The sequence below is a fragment of the Microbacterium sp. NPDC087868 genome, from assembly GCF_044900755.1.
Classification (GTDB): Bacteria; Actinomycetota; Actinomycetes; order Actinomycetales; family Microbacteriaceae; genus Microbacterium; species Microbacterium galbinum.
On record NZ_JBJDNO010000002.1, the window covers coordinates 891,780 to 913,914 of the forward strand.

The 22,135-nt window shown below is 70.8% G+C and carries 22 protein-coding genes; 17 read left to right on the forward strand and 5 right to left on the reverse strand.

The features are described 5' to 3' along the window. Positions 1–33 precede the first annotated feature (33 nt). Entirely contained in the window at positions 34–855 is an 822-nt protein-coding gene (locus ACI2JZ_RS09725) for an SDR family NAD(P)-dependent oxidoreductase (RefSeq protein WP_404597363.1), read from the forward strand. Between the two features lie 34 nt (positions 856–889). On the opposite strand, the gene ACI2JZ_RS09730 is transcribed toward ACI2JZ_RS09725, so the two are convergent. Both ACI2JZ_RS09730 and ACI2JZ_RS09735 read right to left on the reverse strand, forming a co-directional pair. Continuing rightward, positions 890–1,435, reverse strand: a complete 546-nt coding sequence (locus tag ACI2JZ_RS09730; RefSeq protein WP_404597364.1) for a pyridoxamine 5'-phosphate oxidase family protein — start codon at positions 1,433–1,435, stop codon at positions 890–892. Positions 1,436–1,520: 85 nt separating this feature from the next. Continuing rightward, positions 1,521–2,909, reverse strand: coding sequence for a helix-turn-helix domain-containing protein (locus ACI2JZ_RS09735; protein ID WP_404597365.1), 1,389 nt, complete (start codon positions 2,907–2,909; stop codon positions 1,521–1,523). Between the two features lie 116 nt (positions 2,910–3,025). Between ACI2JZ_RS09735 and ACI2JZ_RS09740 the strand changes: the two genes are divergently transcribed. Together ACI2JZ_RS09740 and ACI2JZ_RS09745 are read left to right on the forward strand one after the other, a co-directional pair. Continuing rightward, positions 3,026–4,123 carry an alcohol dehydrogenase catalytic domain-containing protein gene (locus ACI2JZ_RS09740; protein WP_247956871.1) on the forward strand — a complete coding sequence of 366 codons (1,098 nt, stop codon included), beginning with the start codon at positions 3,026–3,028 and terminating at the stop codon, positions 4,121–4,123. Positions 4,124–4,256: 133 nt separating this feature from the next. Next, positions 4,257–5,630 carry an APC family permease gene (locus tag ACI2JZ_RS09745; protein ID WP_281731597.1) on the forward strand — a complete coding sequence of 458 codons (1,374 nt, stop codon included), beginning with the start codon at positions 4,257–4,259 and terminating at the stop codon, positions 5,628–5,630. 82 nt (positions 5,631–5,712) lie between these two features. Here ACI2JZ_RS09745 and ACI2JZ_RS09750 read toward each other — a convergent pair whose 3' ends face one another. Beyond that, complete coding sequence (locus ACI2JZ_RS09750; RefSeq protein ID WP_404597366.1) at positions 5,713–6,654, reverse strand: LysR family transcriptional regulator; 942 nt, start codon at positions 6,652–6,654, stop codon at positions 5,713–5,715. Positions 6,655–6,774: 120 nt separating this feature from the next. Here ACI2JZ_RS09750 and ACI2JZ_RS09755 point away from each other — a divergent pair, with 120 nt between their 5' ends. Beyond that, positions 6,775–7,767: a DUF1852 domain-containing protein gene (locus tag ACI2JZ_RS09755; protein WP_404597367.1), complete on the forward strand. Its 993-nt coding sequence runs from the start codon at positions 6,775–6,777 to the stop codon at positions 7,765–7,767. A gap of 20 nt (positions 7,768–7,787) precedes the next feature. Then, entirely contained in the window at positions 7,788–8,825 is a 1,038-nt protein-coding gene (locus ACI2JZ_RS09760; RefSeq protein ID WP_404597368.1) for a methionine synthase, read from the forward strand. A gap of 25 nt (positions 8,826–8,850) precedes the next feature. On the opposite strand, the gene ACI2JZ_RS09765 is transcribed toward ACI2JZ_RS09760, so the two are convergent. Continuing rightward, positions 8,851–9,717, reverse strand: a complete 867-nt coding sequence (locus tag ACI2JZ_RS09765; RefSeq protein ID WP_404597369.1) for a DUF2510 domain-containing protein — start codon at positions 9,715–9,717, stop codon at positions 8,851–8,853. Positions 9,718–10,052: 335 nt separating this feature from the next. Here ACI2JZ_RS09765 and ACI2JZ_RS09770 point away from each other — a divergent pair, with 335 nt between their 5' ends. After that, positions 10,053–11,405 (forward strand): MFS transporter, encoded by a 1,353-nt coding sequence (locus ACI2JZ_RS09770; protein WP_336641792.1) that lies wholly within the window; start codon positions 10,053–10,055, stop codon positions 11,403–11,405. A 154-nt stretch (positions 11,406–11,559) separates the two neighbouring features. On the opposite strand, the gene ACI2JZ_RS09775 is transcribed toward ACI2JZ_RS09770, so the two are convergent. Continuing rightward, entirely contained in the window at positions 11,560–12,570 is a 1,011-nt protein-coding gene (locus ACI2JZ_RS09775; protein WP_247633888.1) for a LacI family DNA-binding transcriptional regulator, read from the reverse strand. A gap of 198 nt (positions 12,571–12,768) precedes the next feature. Between ACI2JZ_RS09775 and ACI2JZ_RS09780 the strand changes: the two genes are divergently transcribed. From ACI2JZ_RS09780 to ACI2JZ_RS09830, 11 genes are read left to right on the forward strand one after another with little or no spacing between them, the layout of a single operon-like run. Next, the gene (locus tag ACI2JZ_RS09780) at positions 12,769–13,539 is read left to right on the forward strand and encodes a LamB/YcsF family protein (RefSeq protein ID WP_404597370.1); all 771 of its coding nucleotides are present in this window, start codon (positions 12,769–12,771) and stop codon (positions 13,537–13,539) included. Next, the gene (locus tag ACI2JZ_RS09785; RefSeq protein ID WP_404597371.1) at positions 13,536–14,258 is read left to right on the forward strand and encodes an allophanate hydrolase subunit 1; all 723 of its coding nucleotides are present in this window, start codon (positions 13,536–13,538) and stop codon (positions 14,256–14,258) included. The genes ACI2JZ_RS09780 and ACI2JZ_RS09785 overlap by 4 nt, the downstream gene beginning before the upstream one ends. Next, positions 14,255–15,253, forward strand: a complete 999-nt coding sequence (locus ACI2JZ_RS09790; RefSeq protein ID WP_404597372.1) for a biotin-dependent carboxyltransferase family protein — start codon at positions 14,255–14,257, stop codon at positions 15,251–15,253. Before ACI2JZ_RS09785 ends, ACI2JZ_RS09790 begins: the two co-directional genes overlap by 4 nt. Beyond that, a complete protein-coding gene (locus tag ACI2JZ_RS09795) occupies positions 15,250–16,041 on the forward strand; it encodes an SDR family oxidoreductase (protein ID WP_404597373.1) in 792 nt (263 codons plus the stop codon). The genes ACI2JZ_RS09790 and ACI2JZ_RS09795 overlap by 4 nt, the downstream gene beginning before the upstream one ends. A 30-nt stretch (positions 16,042–16,071) precedes the next feature. After that, positions 16,072–16,758: a 4-carboxy-4-hydroxy-2-oxoadipate aldolase/oxaloacetate decarboxylase gene (locus ACI2JZ_RS09800; RefSeq protein WP_247633893.1), complete on the forward strand. Its 687-nt coding sequence runs from the start codon at positions 16,072–16,074 to the stop codon at positions 16,756–16,758. After that, complete coding sequence (locus ACI2JZ_RS09805) at positions 16,755–17,987, forward strand: aspartate transaminase (RefSeq protein WP_404597374.1); 1,233 nt, start codon at positions 16,755–16,757, stop codon at positions 17,985–17,987. The genes ACI2JZ_RS09800 and ACI2JZ_RS09805 overlap by 4 nt, the downstream gene beginning before the upstream one ends. After that, entirely contained in the window at positions 17,984–19,048 is a 1,065-nt protein-coding gene (locus ACI2JZ_RS09810; RefSeq protein ID WP_247624591.1) for a D-2-hydroxyacid dehydrogenase, read from the forward strand. The genes ACI2JZ_RS09805 and ACI2JZ_RS09810 overlap by 4 nt, the downstream gene beginning before the upstream one ends. Before the next feature lie 16 nt (positions 19,049–19,064). Next, positions 19,065–19,832, forward strand: a complete 768-nt coding sequence (locus ACI2JZ_RS09815) for a glucose 1-dehydrogenase (protein WP_404597375.1) — start codon at positions 19,065–19,067, stop codon at positions 19,830–19,832. Next, positions 19,832–20,869: a zinc-binding dehydrogenase gene (locus tag ACI2JZ_RS09820; protein ID WP_404597376.1), complete on the forward strand. Its 1,038-nt coding sequence runs from the start codon at positions 19,832–19,834 to the stop codon at positions 20,867–20,869. Before ACI2JZ_RS09815 ends, ACI2JZ_RS09820 begins: the two co-directional genes overlap by 1 nt. Continuing rightward, positions 20,869–21,402, forward strand: a complete 534-nt coding sequence (locus ACI2JZ_RS09825; RefSeq protein WP_247624594.1) for a gluconokinase — start codon at positions 20,869–20,871, stop codon at positions 21,400–21,402. Before ACI2JZ_RS09820 ends, ACI2JZ_RS09825 begins: the two co-directional genes overlap by 1 nt. Continuing rightward, complete coding sequence (locus tag ACI2JZ_RS09830; protein ID WP_247956857.1) at positions 21,399–22,127, forward strand: helix-turn-helix transcriptional regulator; 729 nt, start codon at positions 21,399–21,401, stop codon at positions 22,125–22,127. Before ACI2JZ_RS09825 ends, ACI2JZ_RS09830 begins: the two co-directional genes overlap by 4 nt. Positions 22,128–22,135 lie beyond the last annotated feature (8 nt).

The following is a 22,135-nucleotide window of genomic DNA, read 5'->3' on the forward strand; positions in this document are numbered from 1 at the left end:
GACGCTCCGTCCAGTTCGAGATATCATCGCGGCATGACTTCAGCGCAGACATGGATCATCACGGGGGCCAACCGCGGACTGGGGCGAGCGCTCACCGAGGCGGCGCTGGATCGCGGCCACGCCGTCGTCGCGACCGTCCGGAACGCGCACTCCCTGCCCGCCCACGATCGCCTGACGGTGATCGACCTCGACGTGCGCGATCGACGCGCGACGCGCGACGCGATCGCGCGGGCGGTCGACGAGCTCGGGCGCATCGACGTGCTGGTGAACAACGCCGGCTACGGCCTGATCGGCGCTGCCGAGGAGGTGTCGGAGGAGGATGCCCGCGCGATCATCGACACGAACCTGCTGGGACCGCTCTGGCTGAGCCAGGCCGTGATCCCGATCATGCGCGGTCACGGAGGCGGGCACATCGTGCAGATCTCCTCGGTGGGAGCGGTCGGGACCATGCCGATGCTCGGCCTCTACAACGCGACCAAATGGGGACTGGAGGCGTTCAGCGAGGCGATGGCCGCGGAGGTCGAGCGATTCGGCATCCGAGTATCGCTCATCGAACCCGGCCAGCTCGCCACGGAGTGGGCCGGCAGCAGCATGCGGTTCAGCGCGCCGTCGCCGACCTACGATGCGCAGCGCGTCGAGATCTTCGGCACCGCCGACGTGCCCTGGCCGCCGAACGCCGACTCGGCCGGAGGGACATCGACCGAGGAGGCGGCCGCCGCGATCCTCGAGCACGTCGCGCGCAGCGAGGATCAGCGACTCCGCGTACTCGTCGGCGACGACGCCCCGGAACAGGTGCACGCCGCGTGGGAACGGCGTCGGCTCGATTACGCCCGCGATCCGCGGTTTCCGGGGTGACCCAGGGCTGTTCGCACCGGGGATCGCGCCCCGCTCACGACGCCGGCGGCTCGAAATGCGGGATGGGGGAGGGGCGCTCGCCGCGCTCGGTGCGGTGCTTCGCCCGGGCCGCATCCGTGAGGGGCACGGCGTAGACGGGGAGCGAGACGCGCGGTCGCTTCGGGAAAACGCGGCCGGTCACCGTCGCGGCGACGATCTTGACGACGAACTGCTTCGGCGTCGGCGTCCACGAGGCGAGGTGCTCGACCCCGACCTGGTGCAGCTCCGCCTCGCTGGTCACCTGCTCGGCTTCGCCACGCACCACGACGCTCCAATACGCGTCGTCGCTCTCGCCGTCGACCTCGAGAGCGACCGCGGAACGCGCCGTGATCGCCAGGAACTTCGCATCGAAGGCCGAGCGGACGTAGATGCTGCGGCCCGTGGCGAGGTGGTTGACGGGGCGGATGTCGGGACGCCCGTCGGGGGCGACGAACGCCAGCCGGCACAGTTCGGTCGCTTCGAGAAGCCGCCAGCACTCGGTCTCGTCGAGGTCGGCGAGCAGCGCGTCGGGTGCGGGCGGGTGCGGTTCTGCGGTGGCCATGGTCGTCCCTTCCTCGTGCGTCGGATGCCTCGCTCCGATCTTGCTCCCTCCGCCGATCTGTCGCCAGCACCATCTCTCGCCCGCACTACCCGCGCGCCCGCAGTGCCAGCCAGGCCGCGGCACGGTCGTCGGCGCTCGACATCGACAGCCCGGTGACGTGCTCGATCCGTCGCACCCGTGCCGCCAGGGTCTGGCGATGGACACCCAGGCGTGCGGCCGCGGCTCCCCAGGCGCCGTTCTCGGCGAGGAACGTGTGCAGGGTGTCGACGAGGTCGTCGTCGAGCGGATCGACCAGTGCGGCCAGCGTGCGCGCGTCACCGGGTGCGAGGCGGTCGAGCACGAGGTCGACGGTCGGCATCGCGCGGTAGTGCACGACGGAGCGCCCCTCGGTCGCCGCGACGCGGTGTGCGCGACGCGCCTCCTCGACGGTTCTCGCCAGGCCGTCGAGTGCCGACGGGGAGCCGAGCCCCAGATGCAGGGGTACGGAGAACGTCGTCGCGCGATCCGCGATCTCGTCGATGTGCTCCGCGCGCACGAAGCCCGTCACCACCCCCTGCGCCGCGGTGAGCAGATGCGGCGCGCCGAGGTCTTCGAGCCAGTGGATGACGGCGCGCTCGGCGTCGACGCTCGATGATCGGGCCGAGAGGGTGAACGCGGCCAGGGCGCGGTCGCGCACGCCCCACTCCTTCGCCAGCGCGACGGCGTTCGGTCCACCGTCCTCCAGCACGCGCATCATCGTGGCGCGTCCGAGGCGTTCGGTCCTGCTGCCGTCGTGCGTGCGCAGGAGCAGATCGAGCAGCGCCGCCGCCTGGGAGCTGAGGTCACGGGCGCGGCTGGTCGAGCCGCTGCGGGCGGTCACCACGAGGAACGCGGACATGTCCTCGTCGGTGCCGACGGGATGCACCTGCAGCGCCCGACTGCGCACGCGGACCGGGCGGTTGAAGGCCACGGCGACCGCATCCCCGATGTGCAGCGCGCCGGCACCCGCCGAGGCGATCGGCTGCGCGTCGCGGTCGAGCAGCACGGCCCACCCGTCGAGACGTCGGGCCAGCTCGGCGACCACCCCCGCCACTCCGCTGCGGCGGGCGGCGAGCGCGAGCACCTTCGTCGCGGCGAGAACCGCGCGGTCCTCGGCAGCGGCATCCGTCGCGAGCACCGCCTGCAGCGTGGGCAGAACGACGGACGGGTCGACCGTGGGCGCGATCAGCGCGGTGACCCCGTCCGGCACGGCGGCGAGAGGGCCGGTCGCCACGACCACGGCGAGCCGCAGCAGATCACTGCGCTCCGGGTCGTCGAGTCCGCGCGCGATCTCGTCGGGGCTGCCGACCACGAGGGTCGCGAACTGCGGATGCGGCACGACGGCGAAGTCGCCCACCGGCACGGCGCTCGCCACAGTGGCCTTCGGGCCGAGAGCGCCGCCGGCGACGAGCGTCGCGCCGAGGAGCCGAGCGATCGATGCCAGGTCTCGTGCCATATCCGAAGTATAAGGAATGTCGATTCAGATGCTCGCCACTCGTCATTTTTGTGAATGACACCGCTGCGCCGCTGTTCCTACGATGAGGCGCGACCCACACGAACGAAAGGGGCCCCATGCAGGCCATCGTCTTCCGCGACAGCGACAGCCCGATCGAGCACACCGAGGTGCAGCTCGCTCCTCCGTCTGCCGGAGAGGTGCGGGTGAAGATCGCCGCCGCCGGGGTCTGCCACTCCGATCTGCACGTGAAGCGGGGCGAGTGGGCTGCGCCGGCACCGATGGTGATGGGCCACGAAGGCTCCGGCATCGTCACCGAGCTTGGCGAGGGCGTCACCTCGCTCGCCGTCGGCGACCACGTGGTGCTCAGCTGGGTGCCGCCGTGCGGCGAGTGCCGGTACTGCCGCTCGGGCCACGAGGCGCGGTGCCAGAAGGTCGCCACGGTCGTCGCGCCGCTCGGCGTGCTGTTCGACGGCACCTCCCGTCTCAGCAAGGACGGCGAGACGGTGCACCACTACCTGGGCGTCTCGTCGTTCGCCGAGGAGGTCGTGGTTCCGGCATCCGGCGCGATCAAGGTGCGCGATGACGCACCGCTCGACGTCATCGCCGTCGTCGGATGCGCGGTCGCGACCGGCGTCGGCGCGGTGATGAACACCGCGGGCGTCGAACCCGGAGCGCTCGTCGCCGTGATCGGATGCGGCGGCGTGGGCCTCAACGTCATCCAGGGTGCGCGGCTCGCCGGGGCCGAGCGCATCGTCGCGATCGACGTGCGCGAGGACAAGACCCGCCTCGCGGCGCAGTTCGGCGCCACCGACCAGATCGTCGCACCCGACGGCGACGCCGTCGCCCAGCTGCGCGCGCTGCTTCCCGACGGCGTCGACTACGCCTTCGACGCGATCGGTCGCACCGTCACCACCGAGCAGTCCATCGAGATGCTCGGCCTCGGCGGGGCCGCGGTGATCGTGGGGCTTCCCCCGACCGGTGCGCGCGCCTCGTTCGAGCCGCTGGTGCTGGCCGAGGCCGACCAGCGCATCCTGGGCTCGAACTACGGCTCGGTGCGCCCGGCCATCGACATCCCCGCGCTCGTCGACCGGTACATGGACGGTCAGCTGATCCTCGATCCGCTCATCTCCTCGCGCCGACCGCTCGCCGAAGCCGCCGAGGCGTTCGAAGAGCTCGAGTCCGGCCAGGCCCTGCGCACGCTCCTCATCCCCTGACCTCTTCCCTCCCCTCCCTGCACTACTCCGCCGACCCCGATACGAAGGAGACCCCGTGACCACGACCACCCCCCAGAGCCCGCCCGGCCCCGCCGCCGGCGTCCCGATCGATGCCGGGCTGCGCCGCGGCGTGATGAGCGGACCGGAGCTCGCCGCCCAGGCGATCGCCAACATCGCCCCCAGCGCGGTCATCGCGTTCACCGCCGCGGCGATCTTCCTCGGCGCCGGCAACGGCACCATCTACGCCTTCGCCCTCGCCACGATCGTGATCCTCTGCGTCGGCTACTGCGTCGTGGTGTTCGCGCGCAAGCACGCTTCGGCCGGATCGCTCTACACCTACGTGTCGAAGGGCCTCGGTCCGGCCGGCGCGTACCTCGCCGGCGCGACGCTCCTGATCGGATGCTTCGGCATCGCCGCCGCCTCCCTCATGGGTTCGGTGTCGTACATGAGTCAGTTCCTCACCCTCCTCGGCATCCCCGCCTCGGGCCTGGGGTGGAGCATCGGGCTCGCCGTCGTGCTCGGCGGGCTCGCGACGCTGTTCACGATCCGCGGCATCCGACTGTCGGCACGCGTCTCGCTGGTGCTGGAGCTTCTGTCGGTCGCGATCATCCTCGTGCTGCTGATCTCGGCGCTCGTGTGGGCCGGGCCCGCGGCCTGGGATCCGGCCCAGCTGATCGCCGAGGGCTCGTCGTTCCAGGGCATCGCGGCCGGCATGGTGCTCGGCATCCTCGGATTCGTCGGGTTCTCGTCCGCCGATGCGCTCGGACGTGAGGCGAAGAACCCCTACAAGGCGATTCCCCGCGCGATCATGTGGAGCGCGCTGACCGTCGGCATCCTCTACGTCTTCGCGGCGTACACGCAGATCGCCGTCCTCGGCGACGATCTGGCCACCGCGGCGAGCCCGCTCGAGAGCATGTCGGAGCTCATCGGCATGCCGCTGTGGTTCGCGCCGGTGCTGACCTTCGGCGTCGCGGCGTCGTTCTTCGCCGTCGTCGTCGCGCCGCTGAACGTGATCGGGCGCATCGTCTACGTGATGGGCAAGGAGGGCGTGGTGCACGAGCGGTTCGGTCGCACGCACGACCGCCACCTGACGCCGCACCGGGTGCTGCTCGCCGCGGGGGCGCTCGCCGTCGTCGTCGACATCGTGTTCCTCGTCGCGGGAGCCGACCCCATGGAGATCCTCGTGTGGGTCAACACCTGGGGCACCTACGGCTACATGGTCGCGTACGCGCTCGTCGCGATCGCCTGCGTCGTCTACACGCAGCGCGCCGGCATGCGCAACGGCCTCGTCTGGGTCTGCGCCACGATCGCCGTGGTCACGATGGCCTACGTGTTCTTCGCGAACGTGTTCCCCGTGCCCGCTTTCCCGTTCAACGTCATCCCCTACGTGTTCGTGGTCTGCGTGCTCGCCGCCCTCAGCCGCTACTGGTTCCTCCAGGCGCGTCGCCCCGAGGTGATCGCCCGCATCGGCAACACCGAGACGTCGGCGATGGACGGCGTCGGCTGATAGACCCCCCGGGCGACGGTGGCCAGGAACCCGATGAGGGTCCTGGCCATCGTCGTGTCCGAGCGGACCCGTCTTCGAGCGCCTAGTCGATCAACTCCACCCCGAAGTCCGAGACCACGGCGCGCAGTTCATCCAGATACCGCTGCGCCTGCTCGGTGAGGGGGATCGCGGACTGGCCGATCCACCCGATCTCGATGCGCTCGTCGACGTCGAGCGGGATTGCGGCGATGGAGGGGTCGAGGTCGTCGCTGATGATTCCGGTCGAGATCGTGTAGCCGTCGAGGCCGATCATGAGGTTGAAGATGGTGGCGCGATCCGAGACGCGGATCTCCTGCGGGGTCGACAGGGTGGAGAGGATCTCCTCCGCGAAGTAGAACGAGTTGTTCGCGCCCTGGTCGAAGGTGAGCCGCGGGAACCCGGCGAGGTCGTCGAGGGTGACGCGCTCGCGGGCGGCCAGCGGGTTCCCCCGTGAGATGAAGATGTGCGGGTCGGCGAGGAAGAGCGGGCGGAACGCGAGCCCCGAGTCGCGCAGCAGCTTGTCGATGACGCTGCGGTTGAAGTCGTTGCGATACAGGATGCCGATCTCGCTGCGCAGCGTGCGGACGTCTTCGATGATGTCCCACGTGCGCGTCTCGCGCAGCGAGAACTCGTACTCCGCGGCGCCGCTGGTCTTGACCATCCGCACGAACGCGTCGATCACGAACGAGTAGTGCTGCGCCGAGACGCCGAGCAGGCGCCGGGACGGCGGTCGGCCGAGGTAGCGCTGCTCGAGCAGTTCCACCTGCTCGGTGACCTGCCGTGCGTAACCGAGGAACTCCGCGCCGTCGGTGGTGAGCGTCACGCCGCGCGCCGATCGCAGCAGGAGCGTGCGCCCCGCCCGCGACTCGAGGTCTTTCATCGCGGCCGACATGGTGGGCTGCGAGACGTAGAGCAGGTCGGCGGCCGCGCTGATCGAGCCCTCCGCCGCGACCTCGACGAAGTACTGGAGCTGCTGGAGGGTGATTCCGCTGGACGAGCGAGCCATAGGGGGAGCCTATATGGATGCATAGGCCAGGCAAGTTACCTGATAACCGGTGTCTGGTTGCACGATGGAGCTACAGACTTCCCCGGCCTCTCGGCCGATCATCCAGCAGATGGGCCTCTCATGGCGAACGACTTCACGTTCCACATCACCACAACGCGCTTCGACGAGGACTACTCGCCGTCGGACGACTCGCGCATCACGACGAACTTCGCGAACCTCGCGCGCGGCGAGCACCGTCAGCAGAACCTGCGTAACGCGCTCACCATGATCGACCGACGTTTCAACGACCTCGCCCACTGGGACAACCCGGCCCGCGACCGCTACGCGCTCGAGCTCGAGATCATCTCGGCCGGGCTGGAGTTCGAGGCCGAGGGAGAGGACCAGCGGTTCCCGCTGCTCGAGGTGCTCGACATCCAGATCGTCGATCGCCTCACCGGCCGCCGTCACCACGGGATCGTGGGCAACAACTTCTCGTCCTACGTGCGCGACTACGACTTCAGCGTGCTGCTGCCGGCCGTGACCGAGGCGGCGGGCACGTTCACGCTGCCCGACGACTTCGGCGGTCTGCACGGCAAGCTCTTCCGCCGCTTCCTCGCCTCGGATGCCTACCGGGAGCGCTTCACGACCTCCCCGGTCATCTGCATCAGCGTCTCGACGAGCAAGGAGTACCGCCGCTCCGAGAACCACCACCCGGTGCTCGGCGTCGAATACCTGCAGGACGACCACTCCCTGACCGACGAATACTTCGGGCGGATGGGTCTGCAGGTGCGGTACTTCATGCCTCCCGGAAGCGTGGCGCCGCTGGCGTTCTACTTCGAGGGCGACCTGCTGAACGACTACACGAACCTTCAGTTGAGCGGCACCATCGCGACCATGGAGACGTTCCAGAAGATCTACCGTCCCGAGATCTACAACGCGAACTCGGCGGCGGCGAGCATCTACCGGCCGAGCCTCGGTCAGAACGACTACTCGTCGACGCAGATCGCCTACGACCGCGAGGAACGCAGCCAGCTCGCGCTCGCGCAGGGCAAGCACACCGAGGAGCACTTCATGAAGCCGCATGGCGAGGTGCTCGCCCAGTGGGCCGCCGGCTACCCGGTCGCGGCCGCGTGAGCCGCGGAGCATCACCCGATATGAACACGCTTCTCCCCACCTCGATCGTCGGCAGCCTTCCGAAGCCCTCCTGGCTCGCGCAGCCCGAAACCCTCTGGTCGCCCTGGAAGCTCGAGGGCGATGCCCTGGCCGAGGGCAAGCAGGACGCCCTGCGCAGCGCCGTGCAGGAACAGACCCGACGCGGCATCGACGTGATCAGCGACGGCGAGCAGACCCGCCAGCACTTCGTCACGACGTTCATCGAGCACCTCAGCGGCGTCGACTTCGATCAGCGCGAGACGGTCCGCATCCGCGATCGCTACGACGCGAGCGTGCCGACCGTCGTCGGCGCCGTGGGCCGCGAGAAGCCGGTGTTCGTCGACGACGCGCGCTTCCTCCGCCAGCAGACCGATCAGCCGATCAAGTGGGCCCTGCCCGGCCCGATGACCATGATCGACACGCTCTCGGACCGCCACTACCGGAGCCGCGAGAAGCTGGCCTGGGAGTTCGCGACGATCCTCAACCAGGAGGCGCGGGAGCTCGAGGCCGCCGGCGTAGACGTCATCCAGTTCGACGAGCCCGCCTTCAACGTGTTCTTCGACGAGCTCAAGGACTGGGGCGTCGCGACGCTCGAGCGGGCCGCCGAGGGACTGCGCGCCGAGACCGTCGTGCACATCTGCTACGGCTACGGCATCAAGGCCAACAACGACTGGAAGGCCACGCTCGGGTCGGAGTGGCGCCAGTACGAGGAGTCGTTCCCGCTGCTGCAGCAGTCGATCATCGACACGGTGTCCCTCGAGCGGGCGAACTCGCACGTGCCGCTCGACCTCATCGAGCTCATCCGCGGCAAGAAGGTCATGCTCGGCGCGATCGACGTGTCGAGCACGACGGTCGAGACGCCCGAGCAGGTCGCCGACACGCTGCGCGACGCGCTCGCGTTCGTCGACGCCGACAAGCTCGTGCCGAGCACGAACTGCGGCATGGCGCCCCTGCCGCGCGACGTCGCCCTCGGCAAGCTCAGCGCGCTCAGCGCGGGGGCGGCGCTGCTCCGCGACGAGCTGTCCGCGAACGCACGGTGACCGCGCCCGGCGTCGCGGGTGGGGGTCACACCCGAGGCGGCTCGCTCGGCGGGAAGAGCAGGCGCGTCTGGTAGCGGGTCATCGCGAAGACGACGGCGCCGAGACCGGCGAAGACCACGGCACCGACCGCTGTGACCCAGCCGATGACCGACGACGCATAGTCGGACGGATCGTTCGTCCCGACGATGATGAAGAACACCCCGATGATGAGAGCGATCGCCGCGAGGGCGAACACCCCGATGCCGACCCAGCGCAGAGCGGCTTGAGCCTGCGGAGCGTGGAACGTCGGGCGGATGCCGAACTTCGAGTTCGTGTACTGACTCCATCGCGCGCCCGTCCACCAGCGACCGGTGGTGCCGGTGATCGGGTACCAGCCGGCCCCGGGGCCCTCCTGCTCGCCGGGAAGCGGGCGGAACGCCTCGGCCATTAGCGGGGCGGAGGTCGGCACCGGGATGCGCAGTACGGCGGTCGTCTGGATCGCGATGCCGAACCACAGGGCGGCCACGAGCAGCATCGGGATTCCGGCGAACGAGACGCCGGGAGCGAGCGTGCCGAGCACGAACTGCACGGCGCCCAGCGAGGCGAAGACCGCCCCCAACGCCCAGGCGAAACCCACCTGCTCGGTGCTCGCCCAGTCCGTGCCGTGCGAGCCGTCGCTCTTCGTGCGCATCGCCGTCCACTTCTTCCCGTCCCACCAGCGGGCGGGGCCGGCGGGGGTGACGTACCAGCCGGGCAGGGGGCCGGCAGCGATCGTCGACGTCGGGCCGACGGGCGGTGCGGATGCCGCGACGGCAGCCGGAGCATCCGCCTCGTGCGCCGTCCACTGCGTGCCGTCCCACCAGCGCACACGCCCCGGCGTGCCCGCGTCGTACCATCCCGGTGCTGCGTTCATGAAGCGACCCTCCCCGTCGGCTGTAGCGGTTCGAGCGTAACGTCTCGGCTCCCGCGGCCGCCTCTGACGCGGGGTCGAGAGCGGGCAATCCTTGGCAAATCTCGTGGCAAGTTCGTGACGATCACATGACGCACCCATCGAAAAAGCGCGGTATCACAAGGGTCGCGTGGCACATCTGTGGCACATCGCTTGTCTTGTCGGATCGGCGATCCATACAGTTCCCTCAAGCGAGCGAAAGCGCCGCCCATGAATCAGCTAGCGGACCCGCGCACCCCCGACATCGGCGCCTGACGCTCGATCGTGGTACCTGTTGAGAGTCCGCCAATGGAGGCGAAATGACGAATACTGCAATTCCCAAGAAGACGCCCGCGAAGGCGGCCATCGCTTCCTGGGTCGGTACGACCCTGGAGTACTACGACTTCGCCGTCTACGGCACGGCCGCAGCGCTCGTGCTCAATCAGCTGTTCTTCCCCCCTGAGCTCCCCGAGGGTGTGCGCGTGCTGCTCAGCATGATGACGCTCGCGGTCGGCTACGTGGTCCGCCCGCTCGGCGCCTTCATCCTCGGCCCGCTCGGCGACCGCTTCGGCCGCAAGTTCGTCATGATGCTGACGCTGTTCGGCATCGGCATCTGCACGTTCATCATCGGCTGCCTGCCGACCTTCGAGCAGATCGGCATCCTCGCCCCGATCCTGCTGGTGGTCATCCGCATCATCCAGGGCCTGTCGGTCTCGGGTGAGCAGGCCAGCGCGATCTCGATGAGCCTCGAGCACGCGTCCGACAACCGCCGCGGCTTCACGACGAGCTTCGTCACGAGCGGTTCCGCCTCGGGTGGCCTGCTCGCGACCGCCGTCTTCATCCCCTTCGCGGCGCTGCCGACCGAAGACCTGCTCGGCTGGGCCTGGCGCATCCCGTTCTGGCTCTCGGCCGTCGTCGTCGTGGTCGCGTACCTCATCCGCCGCAACCTCGAAGAGCCGCCGTCGTTCGTCGAGACCCAGGCGATCAAGGCGCAGCTGCCGCCGATCAAGCAGGTGCTGCGCTTCCACTGGCGCACGATCATCCGCGTCGCCGCCTGCGCCATGATCGCCGGCGTCAGCTACCTGTTCGCCACGTTCTCGGTCGCCTTCGCGACCACCGGATACGGCCTCGACAAGTCGACCATGCTCTGGGTGCCCGTGCTCGCCAGCCTGCTCGCCCTGCTCTACACACCGTTCGCCGGGTACATCTCCGACCTCATCGGACGCAAGACGGTCTTCATCATCGGAGCCGTGGGCGCCGGTGTCACGACCGTGCCGTACCTGTGGGCGATCAGCGAGGGCAACTGGCCGCTGATCTTCACCCTCGGCATCCTCTGCAACGGGTTCTTCTACTCCACGGCCAACGCCGCGTGGCCGGCGTTCTTCGCCGAGATGTTCCCGAACCGCGTCCGCGTCTCGGGTCTCGCGGTCGGCACGCAGATCGGCTTCGCGATCGCCGGTGCCATCGGCCCCGTGGCGTCGACGGCGCTCGCCGGAGAAGACCTGCAGAACTGGTTCGGACCGGCCCTCCTCGGACTGGGACTCATGGCGATCGCCGTGATCGCGGCGCTCACCGCGAAGGAGACCCGTCGCTACTCGCTCGACGAGGTCGACGACGTGCAGCAGACCCAGAAGGAGAAGGACGCGGTCACCGCGTCGATCCTCGTCCCCTGACGACGGATGCATGGAGGGCCCGGGAAGCTTCGGCTTCCCGGGCCCTTCGTGCGCCCGGGAAGCCGTGAGGGGTCAGGACACGCCGCAACGCGGCATCCGCTCAGGGCGTGTCTTGACCCCTCCCGGAGAGAAGACGGAAGGGCAGGAGCGGGCGTCAGGCTTTGCGGGGGCCGGTGGATGCCCGCACCGTGAGGTGCGCCGAGATGTGGTCGATGCGGTCGGAGCGATCGCGGGTCGCGAAGCGGCCGATCAGCATGTCGACCGCGGCGCGACCGGCGCTCTCGCCCGGCGAGGTGACGGTGGTCAGCGGCGGATGCGAGAACGACGAGCCGAAGATGTCGTCGCAGCCGACCACGCTGAGGTCGTCGGGGATCGAGACGCCGAGCTGGCGGAACCGGTCGAGCGCCCCGATCGCGAGCACGTCGTTGAAGAAGATGCAGGCGGTCGCGCGGGTGAGCACGACGGCATCCGCTGCGGCCGCCCCGTTCGCGAGGGTCACATGGTAACGGCCGACGGCGACGAGGTCGACGCCGTCCTCCTCGGCGGCAGCCGTGATCGCGTCGAAGCGCGTGCCGTCGGTCCAGGAGCCGTGCGGGCCGCGCACGTAGGCGATGCGGGTGTGTCCGAGCGAGTGCAGGTAGTGCACCGCCTGCGCGAGGCCGGCGGGGGTGTCGATCACGACGCCGGAGAGACCGGGGGACTGACGGTTGATCACCACGGTCGGCGCGATCTGCGCGACCGCGCGCAGGGCCTCGTCATCGATGCGCGGCGATGACACGACGATGCCGTCGACGGTGCGGGCGAGCTCGCGCAGCCATTGCTCCTCCATCGGCAGCGACTCCTCGGTGCTGACGAGCAGGTGCAGGTAGCTCGCCGCCCGGATCTGCGCCTGAGCGCCCCGGGTCACGTCGAGGTTGAACGGGTTGGTGAGGTTCGGGAGCACGAGCGCGATCGTGCCGCGCGCGAGGCGGTTCTCGGCGGCGGGCAGGAGCGCCGAGGTGTAGCCCATCTCCTGCGCCTTGCTGGTGATGCGCTCGTACATCGCCGGGCTCACCCGGTTGGGGTTCGAGAGGGCGCGCGAGACCGTCGAGGGGGCGACGCCGAGCGCCTCGGCGATCTCGGTGAGGGTGACGCGGCGCTGCACGCGGCGGGCGGGAACGGCCATGGCTCGATGGTAGCGAAGCGGCGTCGCGATCGGTACCCATTGCTGGCACGGATTTTGCCAACGGGCCGACCCAGATGCCTGAGAATCACCGGATTCGAGCGAGATATCCGGCACGGAAGCGGCACGATCCTGCACCCTCCGGTGCCGACCGTCCTAGCCTTTTCCCGACGGCGGAATCGACGACGAGAGGAGCTGGCGATGACCCGCAGGATCGACCTGGTCGCTGACCTGGGTGAGGGCTTCGGCCCGTGGCGGATGGGCGACGACGCCGCCCTCCTCGACGTGCTCACCTCGGCCAACATCGCGTGCGGCTTCCACGCCGGCGACTCGCAGATCATGGACGAGACCGTCCGCGCCTGCGTGCAGCGCGGCGTCGGCATCGGCGCCCACCCCTCCTTCCCGGATCTGCAGGGCTTCGGGCGTCGCGACATGGGCCTCACGGCCGACGAGGTGCGCACCGACGTGCTCTACCAGTTCGGTGCGCTGCAGGCGATCGCCGCCTTCCACGGCACACAGGTCACCCACCTCGCCCCGCACGGCCGGCTCGGCAACCTCGTCGCGGTGCGCGAGGACTACGCGGATGCCGTCGCCACCGCCGCCGCGCGCCTCGACCCCGAGCTCATCGTGCTCGCCCAGGACGGCAAGCTCGCCGACGCAGCCCGGGCCGCGGGTCTGCGCGTGGGCATCGTCGGCATCGCCGACCGCGCCTACGAGGACGACGGCGCCCTGGTGCGCCGCACCGAGCCCGGCGCCGTGATCCACGACGCCGAGGAGATCCGTCGGCGCACCGTGCGGATGGTCGTCGACGGCGTGATCGAGAGCCGTAACGGCGTGCTCATCCCCGTCGCCTGCGACACGGTGCTCGTGCACGGAGACACCGCCGGCGCGGTGGAGCTCGCCCGCCAGATCCGCGCGGGCCTCGAATCGGCGGGCGTCGAGATCGCCCCGCTCGCGGACTGGCTGGAGTGAGCGACCCCATGTCATCGGCATCCGTCGTCATCTCGCCCAGCGGCAACTCCGCGCTGCGCGTCGCCAGCACCCTCGCCGACCGCGAAGCGGGCTGGCGCCTCGTGCACCACCTGGCCCGTTTCGTCGACGCGGCCCACGTGCCCGGCGTCGAGTGCGTCATCCCCACCTACGACGCGACGCTGATCGAGATCGATCCCGCCGAGGTGTCGCTCGAGCGCCTCGGCGAGTACCTCGCGCACGTGGTCGACAGCCTCGATCACGACCGCCCGCTCACCGACAGCCCGCGCACCTTCGACGTGCCGGTGCTCTACGACACCGACGGCGAGCTCGACCTCCGCACCGTCGCCGATGCCCAGGGCCTCAGCGTCGCCGACGTCATCCGCCTGCACTCCGAACCGACCTACGTGGTGCGCTGCCTCGGTGCTCCCGGCGGCTCGCCCATGCTCGACGGCCCGCCGTTCCCCCTGCCCGTTCCGCGTCTCGCGAGCCCACGGGCCCACGTGCCGCAGGGCGTGGTGTCGGTCGCCGGACGCCAGGCGACGATCACCCCGGCCGCGGCCCCCGGCGGCTGGCCGCTCATCGGGCGCACGCCGCTCGTCGTGCTCGACCTCGCGGCCGAACCGTTCGTGCCCTACGAGCCCGGCGACCTGATCCGCTTCCGCGCGATCGACCAGGCGGAGTACGACGCCTTGCTCGGCACCCGGATGGTGGCGCGGTGAACGCCGGGGCGCTGACGGTCATCGAAGCCGGATCCACCCAGGTCACCGACCTCGGGCGGCGCCGGGGTCCCCGCTTCGGCGTGCCGGTCAACGGCGCCCTCGATCAGCGCTCGGCCCGGATCGCGAACATCCTCGTCGGCACCCCCGAGACCGCCCCGGTGCTCGAGATCACCGCCCTCGACGCCGAGTTCGTCGCCGACATCGACATCCTCATCGCGGTCTCCGGCGCCGACGGGCACCTCACCGTCGACGGCGTCGGCCGGCCCACGAACCAGCCGGTCTCGGTGCGCGCGGGCGAGGCGATCGCCCTGCGGCAGATCCAAGGCGGATTGCGCTCCTACCTCGCGGTGCGCGGGTCGTTCGACGTGCCGCAGCTGCTCGGCAGCTGCGCTCCCGACTCGGTGCTCGGCTTCGGCGGGCGCCTCGTGGTCGGCGAGCGGATCGCGCTGCGCACCGCCACGGCGCCGGTCTTCAACGCGCACTTCACGGCCGAGCTCTACGACCTCGACGTGCCGCGACTGCCCACGGGCTTCATCGTCGACGTCACCGACGGCCCCGACCTCGACGACTTCGCGGGTACCGCCGACCGACTGTTCGCCCAGCCCTATCTCGTCACCCCGAAGAGCAACCACATCGGGCTGCGCATGACGGGGCCGCTGCCCGAGCGGCGGACGCAGGGCGAGGTGCTCTCGCGCGGCGTTCCCGTGGGGGCGGTCGAGGTTCCGCCGGGCGATGAACTGCTCGTGCTGCACCGCGGGCGGGGCGTCACCGCCGGGTACCCGGTGCTCGCGGTCGTCACCTCCGGCTCGCTCGATGTGCTCGCCCAGGTGCGCCCGGGGCAGCACCTCCGCTTCCGGCGCCTCTCGGCATCCGATGCCGCGGCCCGTGCCCGCGCCGAGCTCGTCGAGCTCGAAGCGCTCCGACTTCGCGTCCGCTCCGTCTTCGACGCGCTGGACGCCCTCTCCACAGCCACCACCGGAAGGACCCTCCTATGACTTTCTCCGACTACCGCACCGCCGTCGTCACCGGCGCGACGAGCGGCGTGGGCCGCGGCGCGATCGACCTCTTCCTCGCGAAGGGTCTCACCGTGCACGCGATCGCCCGCGACGAGCAGAGGCTGGCGGCCCTCGCCGAGAAGGGCGTGATCACCCACGCGCTCGACGTGCGCGACACCGCCGCCCTCACGCGTGCGCTCGACGGGGTCGAAGCCGACATCGTGCTCAACAGCGCCGGCGTCAGCCGCGCGGGCAACATCCTCGACGCCTCGGCCGACGACCTCGACGACCTCGTCGAGGTCAACCTCACGGCGGTCATGCAGATCCTGCGCCTGCTCTACCCGGGCATGGTCGAGCGCGACCGCGGCCACGTGCTCAACATCTCGTCGATCGCCGGGCACTACAACTTCTTCGGCCACACGGCCTATCACGCGACCAAGGCCGCCGTGCACCAGCTGTCGCGCCAGCTGCGCAACGACGCCCTCGGCAAGCGGGTGCGCGTCACCGAGCTGAGCCCGGGCCGCATCGAGACCGAGATCTTCTCGCGCAACCTGGGCGGCACGCCCGAGACGGATGCCGCCGCCTGGGCGACATACTACGAGGGCTTCGAGTCGCTCACGGTCGACGACATCGTCGCGGCCATCGACTACGCGGTCGACGCCCCCTCGCACGTGAACATCGGGCTCATCGAGCTCATGCCCACCTTCCAGGTGCCGGGCGGACTCACCTTCGACCGCCGCGGCGCCGAGCTCGTGCAGTCCGCAGCGACCGCCGCGAGCGCCGAGTAAACGAGAACGCAGAGTAAGAGGAACGACACCATGGTTCACGTCACCACCAAGATCGAGCGCGCCGAGGCATCCGACATCGCCCGTCTGGGCGAGTTCACCGCCGCGACCATCCACGAGGCCCAGGGTCGCCGCGGCGCACTGAACTCGAACATCACGCCCATCGACCGCGACATGTCGTTCGTCGGCTCGGCGTTCACGGTCGTCTGCGCCCCGCGCGACAACCTCATGCTGCAGGTCGCCATCCACTACGCGCAGCCCGGCGACGTGCTCATCGTCTCGGCGGGCGAGTTCGCCGAGGCCGGCATGTTCGGCGACGTGCTCGGCAACGCCTGCAAGGCCAAGGGCATCGCGGCGCTGGTGACCGACGCCGGTGTGCGCGACACGCAGGAGCTGCGCGAGCTGGGCCTGCCCGTCTTCTCGGGCAGCGTCTCGATCAAGGGCACGGTCAAGGAGACCCTCGGGGCGCTCAACCAGCCCGTCGTCTTCGCGGGCGAGCTGATCCGCCCCGGCGACATCGTCAAGGGCGACGCCGACGGCATCGTCGTCGTGCGCCGCGAAGAGGTGCGCGAGGCGGCCGAGCTGTCGGCGGCGCGCGACGCGCACGAGGCCGAGCTCATCACGAAGTACTGGGCCGGCGGCACGACCATCGAGCTGTGCAACCTCACCGAGGTGCTCAAGGCCAAGGGCCTCACCTCCGACATCGAGGACGCATCGTGACCGCGAGCACCGAGACCCCCGCGTCGTCGTTCCGCGCCGCCGAGCGCCTCGGACGCATCAAGCCCTCGCCCAGCACGGCGGCCGCGGCACGCGTGCGCGAGCTGAAGGGTCAGGGGCGCAACATCCTCGACCTCACCGTCGGCGAGCCCGACTTCGACACCCCCGCGCACATCAAGCAGGCCGCGATCGCGGCCATCGAGGCCGGCGAGACCAAGTACACGCCCGTGAACGGCACGCCACGGCTGCGCCAGGCGATCCGCGGCGCGCTGCAGCGCACGCACGGCATCGAGTACTCGGATGCCGAGATCACGGTCGGCGGCGGAGGCAAGCAGGTCATCTTCCTCGCGCTCATGGCGACGGTGGATGCCGGCGACGAGGTGCTCATCCCCGCGCCGTACTGGGTGTCGTACCCCGACATGGTGCGCGCGAACGAGGGAACCCCCGTGATCGTGCCGACGTCGGCCGAGAACGGCTACAAGGTCACGGCCGCGCAGCTCGAGGCCTCGATCACCGACCGCACGACCTGGCTGATCCTGAACAGCCCGGGCAACCCGAGCGGTGCGATCCACACCGAGGAGGAGCTGTCGGCCCTCGCCGAGGTGCTGCGCCGCCACCCCGCGGTGTCGGTGCTCTCCGACGAGATCTACAGCGAGATCTCGTTCACGGGCGCCCCCGCCCCGAGCCTCGCCGCGGTCGCCCCCGACCTGCGCCACCGCGTGCTCGTGGTGTCGGGCGTCTCGAAGTCGTACGCGATGACGGGCTGGCGCCTCGGCTATGCGGCGGGCGACCCCGCCCTCGTCGGTGCCATCAACACGCTGCAGTCGCAGACCTCCTCGTGCCCGTCGTCGATCAGCCAGGCCGCCGCGGCCGCGGCGCTCGAGGGGCCGCAGGACTTCATCGCCGAGTCGGTGCCGGTGTACCGCGAGCGTCGCGACGCCGCGGTGGCGGGTCTCCGCGCGATCGACGGACTCACCCCGCTCGTGCCCGACGGCGCGTTCTACCTCTACGTCGACTGCGCAGGACTCATCGGGCGCACCTCGCCGGAGGGAAAGGTGCTCGCCGACGACCAGGACGTGACGTTCTACCTGCTCGATCAGGCCGGCGTCGCCGTGATCCAGGGTTCCGCCTACGGCAGCTCGCCCTTCTTCCGCATCTCGTTCGCGACCGACCTCGGCACCATCACCGCCGCGGTCGAGAAGATCGCCGAAGCCGTGGCGGCGCTGCGATGAGCGACGCCACGGCCAGCGACCGCCTGCGCGTCGTCGTCGCCGCGCCCCTCGCCCCCGAACTGTGCGACCTGCTGGTCGCCCGCGAGCCTCGCATCGACCTCGTCGTCGATCAGACGCTGCTGCCGCCGATGCGGCATCCCGCCGACTTCTCCGGCGACCCGTCGTTCCGTCGCACGCCCGAGCAGCAGGCCGCCTACGAGGCGCTGATCGACTCGGCCGAGGCGCTGTACGGCATCCCCGACGTCGACCCCGCCGCCCTCGCCCGCACGGTGCGCGCCAACCCGGCACTGCGCTGGGTGCACACGATGGCGGCCGGTGGCGGCGGTCAGGTGCGCGCCGCGCAGCTCACCGACGACGAGTTGCGGCGCGTGACCTTCACGACCTCGGCCGGTGTGCACGGCGATGCGCTCGCCGAGTTCGCGGTGTTCGGCGTCTTCGCCGGCGCCAAGCACCTGCCCCGGCTGCAGCGCCAGCAGCGCGAGCGCGAGTGGAGCGGCCGCTGGGTCATGTCGCAGGTCGCCGACCAGACGGTGCTCGTGCTCGGTCTCGGCGGCATCGGGCAGGCCGTCGCACGCCAGCTCGCCGCCCTCGGCACGACGGTGATCGGCACCTCGCGCAGTGGGGCATCCGTTCCGGGCGTCTCGCGCGTCATCCACCCGGACGACGTCGCCGAGGTGCTGCCCGAGGTCGACGCGGTCGTGGCGACTCTGCCCGGCACCGACGCCACGCACCACCTCGTCGGCCGCGACTTCTTCGCCGCGCTCCGCCCGGGCGCGACGCTCGTCAACGTCGGACGCGGCACCGTCATCGACGAGGCCGCCCTGCTCGAGGCGCTCGACGCCGGAACCGTGGGTTTCGCCGCGCTCGACGTGTTCGAGGTCGAGCCGTTGCCGTCGGACAGCCCCCTGTGGTCGCACCCCGACGTGCTGGTGAGCCCGCACACCGCGGCGCTCGACGCCCGAGAAGACGGGCGCATCGCCGAGCTGTTCGCCGACAACGCCACCCGCCTCCTCGACGGCACGCCACAGCGCAACGTCGTCGACACCATCGAGTTCTACTGATCGGGACGGAGCATCCATGAGCACCCCCTTCGACCTCACCGGGCGTCGCGCCCTGGTCACCGGTTCCAGCCGCGGAATCGGGCTCGCGATCGCGCGCTCGCTGCTCGAGGCCGGCGCCCACGTCGTCGTGCACGGGCGCGACGCCTCCACGGTGGGCGAGACGGCGGACGCCCTCGCCCGGGACTTCGGAGCGGGTGCCGTCTCCACGGCGGTCTTCGACGTCACCTCCGAGGAGGCCGTGATCGACGGCATCCGTGGGATCGAGGCCGCCGGCCCCCTCGACATCCTCGTCAACAACGCGGGCCTCCAGCACCGCGAGCCGCTGCTGGAGGTCAGCCTCGAGAACTGGGAGCGCGTCATCCGCACCGACCTCACCAGCGCCTTCCTCGTCGGGCGCACGGCCGCCCGTGCGATGGTGGCGCGGGGGAGCGGTGCGATCGTCAACATCTGCTCGGTGCAGACCGACCTCGCCCGCCCGACGATCGGGGCGTACACCGCCGCGAAGGGCGGGCTGCGCAACCTCACCAAGGCGATGACGGCGGAGTGGGCGGGCAGCGGCGTGCGCGTCAACGGCGTGGCCCCCGGGTACATTCGCACCGAGCTCACGCAGGCGCTCGTCGACGACCCCGCGTTCAACTCCTGGGTGCTCGGACGCACCCCGGTCGGGCGCTGGGGCGAGCCGGAGGACATCGGCGGTGCCGTGGTGTGGCTCTCGTCGGACGCCTCGCGCTTCGTTTCGGGCCAGGTCGTCTTCGTCGACGGCGGAATGACGGCGGTCGTCTGATGGCCGCCGCGCTCCACGCCGTCGTGATCCACGAGGCCGGCGACCTGCGCATCGACCCGATCGCCGAGCCCGTGCCCACCCCCGACGAGGCCGTGATCGACATCGTCTACGGCGGCATCTGCGGGTCCGACCTGCACTACTGGAAGCACGGAGCCGCGGGGGAGTCGATCCTGCGCGCGCCGATGGTGCTCGGGCACGAGGTGGTCGGCGTGGTCCGGCGGGCCGCCGCCGACGGCAGCGGCCCGTGGGAGGGCGCGCGCGTCGCCGTGCATCCCGCGACTCCGGCGCAGGAGCACGTCCGGCATCCGATCGACCGCCCCAACATCGCGGGCGGCGGATACCTCGGCTCGGCCGCGCGCTTCCCGCACCGCGACGGCGCGTTCGCCCATCGGGTCGCGATGCCCACGCGGATGCTGCGCACTCTCCCCGAGGGGATCGACCTGCAGGAGGCGGCGCTCATCGAACCCGCCAGCGTCGCCTGGCACGCCGTCAACCGGATCGGCGACGTCTCCGACCTCTCGGCGCTCGTCGTCGGATGCGGGCCGATCGGACTGCTCGCGGTCGCGGTGCTCCAGGCCCGAGGCGCGCGGCACATCACCGCCGTCGATCTGCACGAGCGCCCGTTGCGCATCGCTCGAGAGCTCGGAGCCGATGTCGTGCTGCAGCAGCCCGATGCCGCCGACGTCGCGGCGATCGACGCCGACGTGGTGATCGAGTCGTCCGGCAGTCCGCAGGGACTCGACACCGCGATCCGTGGTGCCGCCCGTGGCGGCGTGGTCGCGATGGTGGGGCTGTTGCCCAGCGGTCCGCAGCCCGTGCAGGTCGCGCTCGCGATCGCCCGCGAGCTCGATCTGCTCGGCTCCTTCCGCTTCAACGACGAGATCGACGAGGTGATCGCGGCGCTCGCCGACGGCACGCTGCGCATCGCGCCCGTGATCAGTCACGTCAAGCGCTGGCGCTCCGCCGCCGACGCCTTCGCGACCGCCGCCGATCCGACGGTGTCGAGCAAGGTGCTGCTGCAGTTCGGGAAGGCGTGATGACCGTGCTGACCGCCTCCCGTCCGCTCGTCGTGGTGATGGGCGTCGCCGGCTCCGGCAAGTCGACCGTCGGTGCCGCCCTGGCCGACCGGCTGCGGCTGCCGTTCGGAGACGCCGACGATCTGCATCCGTCTGCCAACGTCGAGAAGATGTCGCAGGGCATCCCGCTCACCGACGAGGATCGCGCCCCCTGGCTCGACGCCGTCGGCGAGGAGATCGCCCGGCATCGCGTGCCGGGGCTCGTGATCGCCTGCTCCGCGCTCAAGGTCGCCTACCGCGACGTGCTGCGCGCGCATGCGCCCGAGGTGTTCTTCCTGCACCTCGAGACCACCAAGCGCGTGCTCGCCCAGCGGATGCTGGTGCGCTCCGAGCACTTCATGCCGCTCGCGCTCCTCGACTCGCAGCTCGACACCCTCGAGCCTCTCGCGGGCGATGAGAACGGATTCGCGATCGACGCGCGGCGCAGCGTCGACGAGATCATCGGTGCGGCAGAACGGGTGCTCCGAGCCGAACCGGCCGCCCGACGGTCATGAGCGGGCGCGCGGTCTGGGTATCGGCGCCGCACGGCAGCGTCGCCGGTTACGAGGCGGGATGCCGTACCCGGGCGATGTGTCCGATGGGGCCCGACTCCGACATCCTCACGTGCGCCGAGGCGGCGCTGCGGCGGCGCGGCGACTACCGGTTGGCGCGCATGCCGCTCGATCAGCCCGTGCCGCGCTCGGGCGACGTCGACGAGGTGGTCGTCTCGCCGGGCGGTGTGCGCGAGGTGCACGGCACGCCCTGGGGCTATGCCCGCGGATGCCGCGACCCGCAGTCGTGCCCGAACCGGCGTCTGGGCGCGGTGACCTGCGCCGAGTCGCGTCGTCGCTACGTGCACGACTACGTCTCGCGCCGGGCGGCGGGGGAGGGGGCGCCGATCGATCACGGCACCCCGAACGGTTACTTCATGGGGTGCCGCGACCGGCGCCTGTGCCCGCGCGGCGATGACGGCATCTCGTGCGCCGAGGCGCGGGCCGAGCATCGACGCAGCCTCGCCCGCGCGGCCGGAGTCGCGCCGCGGGCCGAGACCCTCGACTCCGGGGCGGCGGCCGCGCGCATCCGCGACCTGCGCTCGCGCGGCTGGTCGCTGCGGCGGATCGCGGCGGCGACGGGGTGCGGACGCACGACGATCGCGGAGCTCGCCGTGGAGGACGGGCCGGTACGGCGTCGGGTCACCGCCGACACCCTGCAGCGGATCCTGGGGGTGGCCGCGGGGTAGATCGCAGG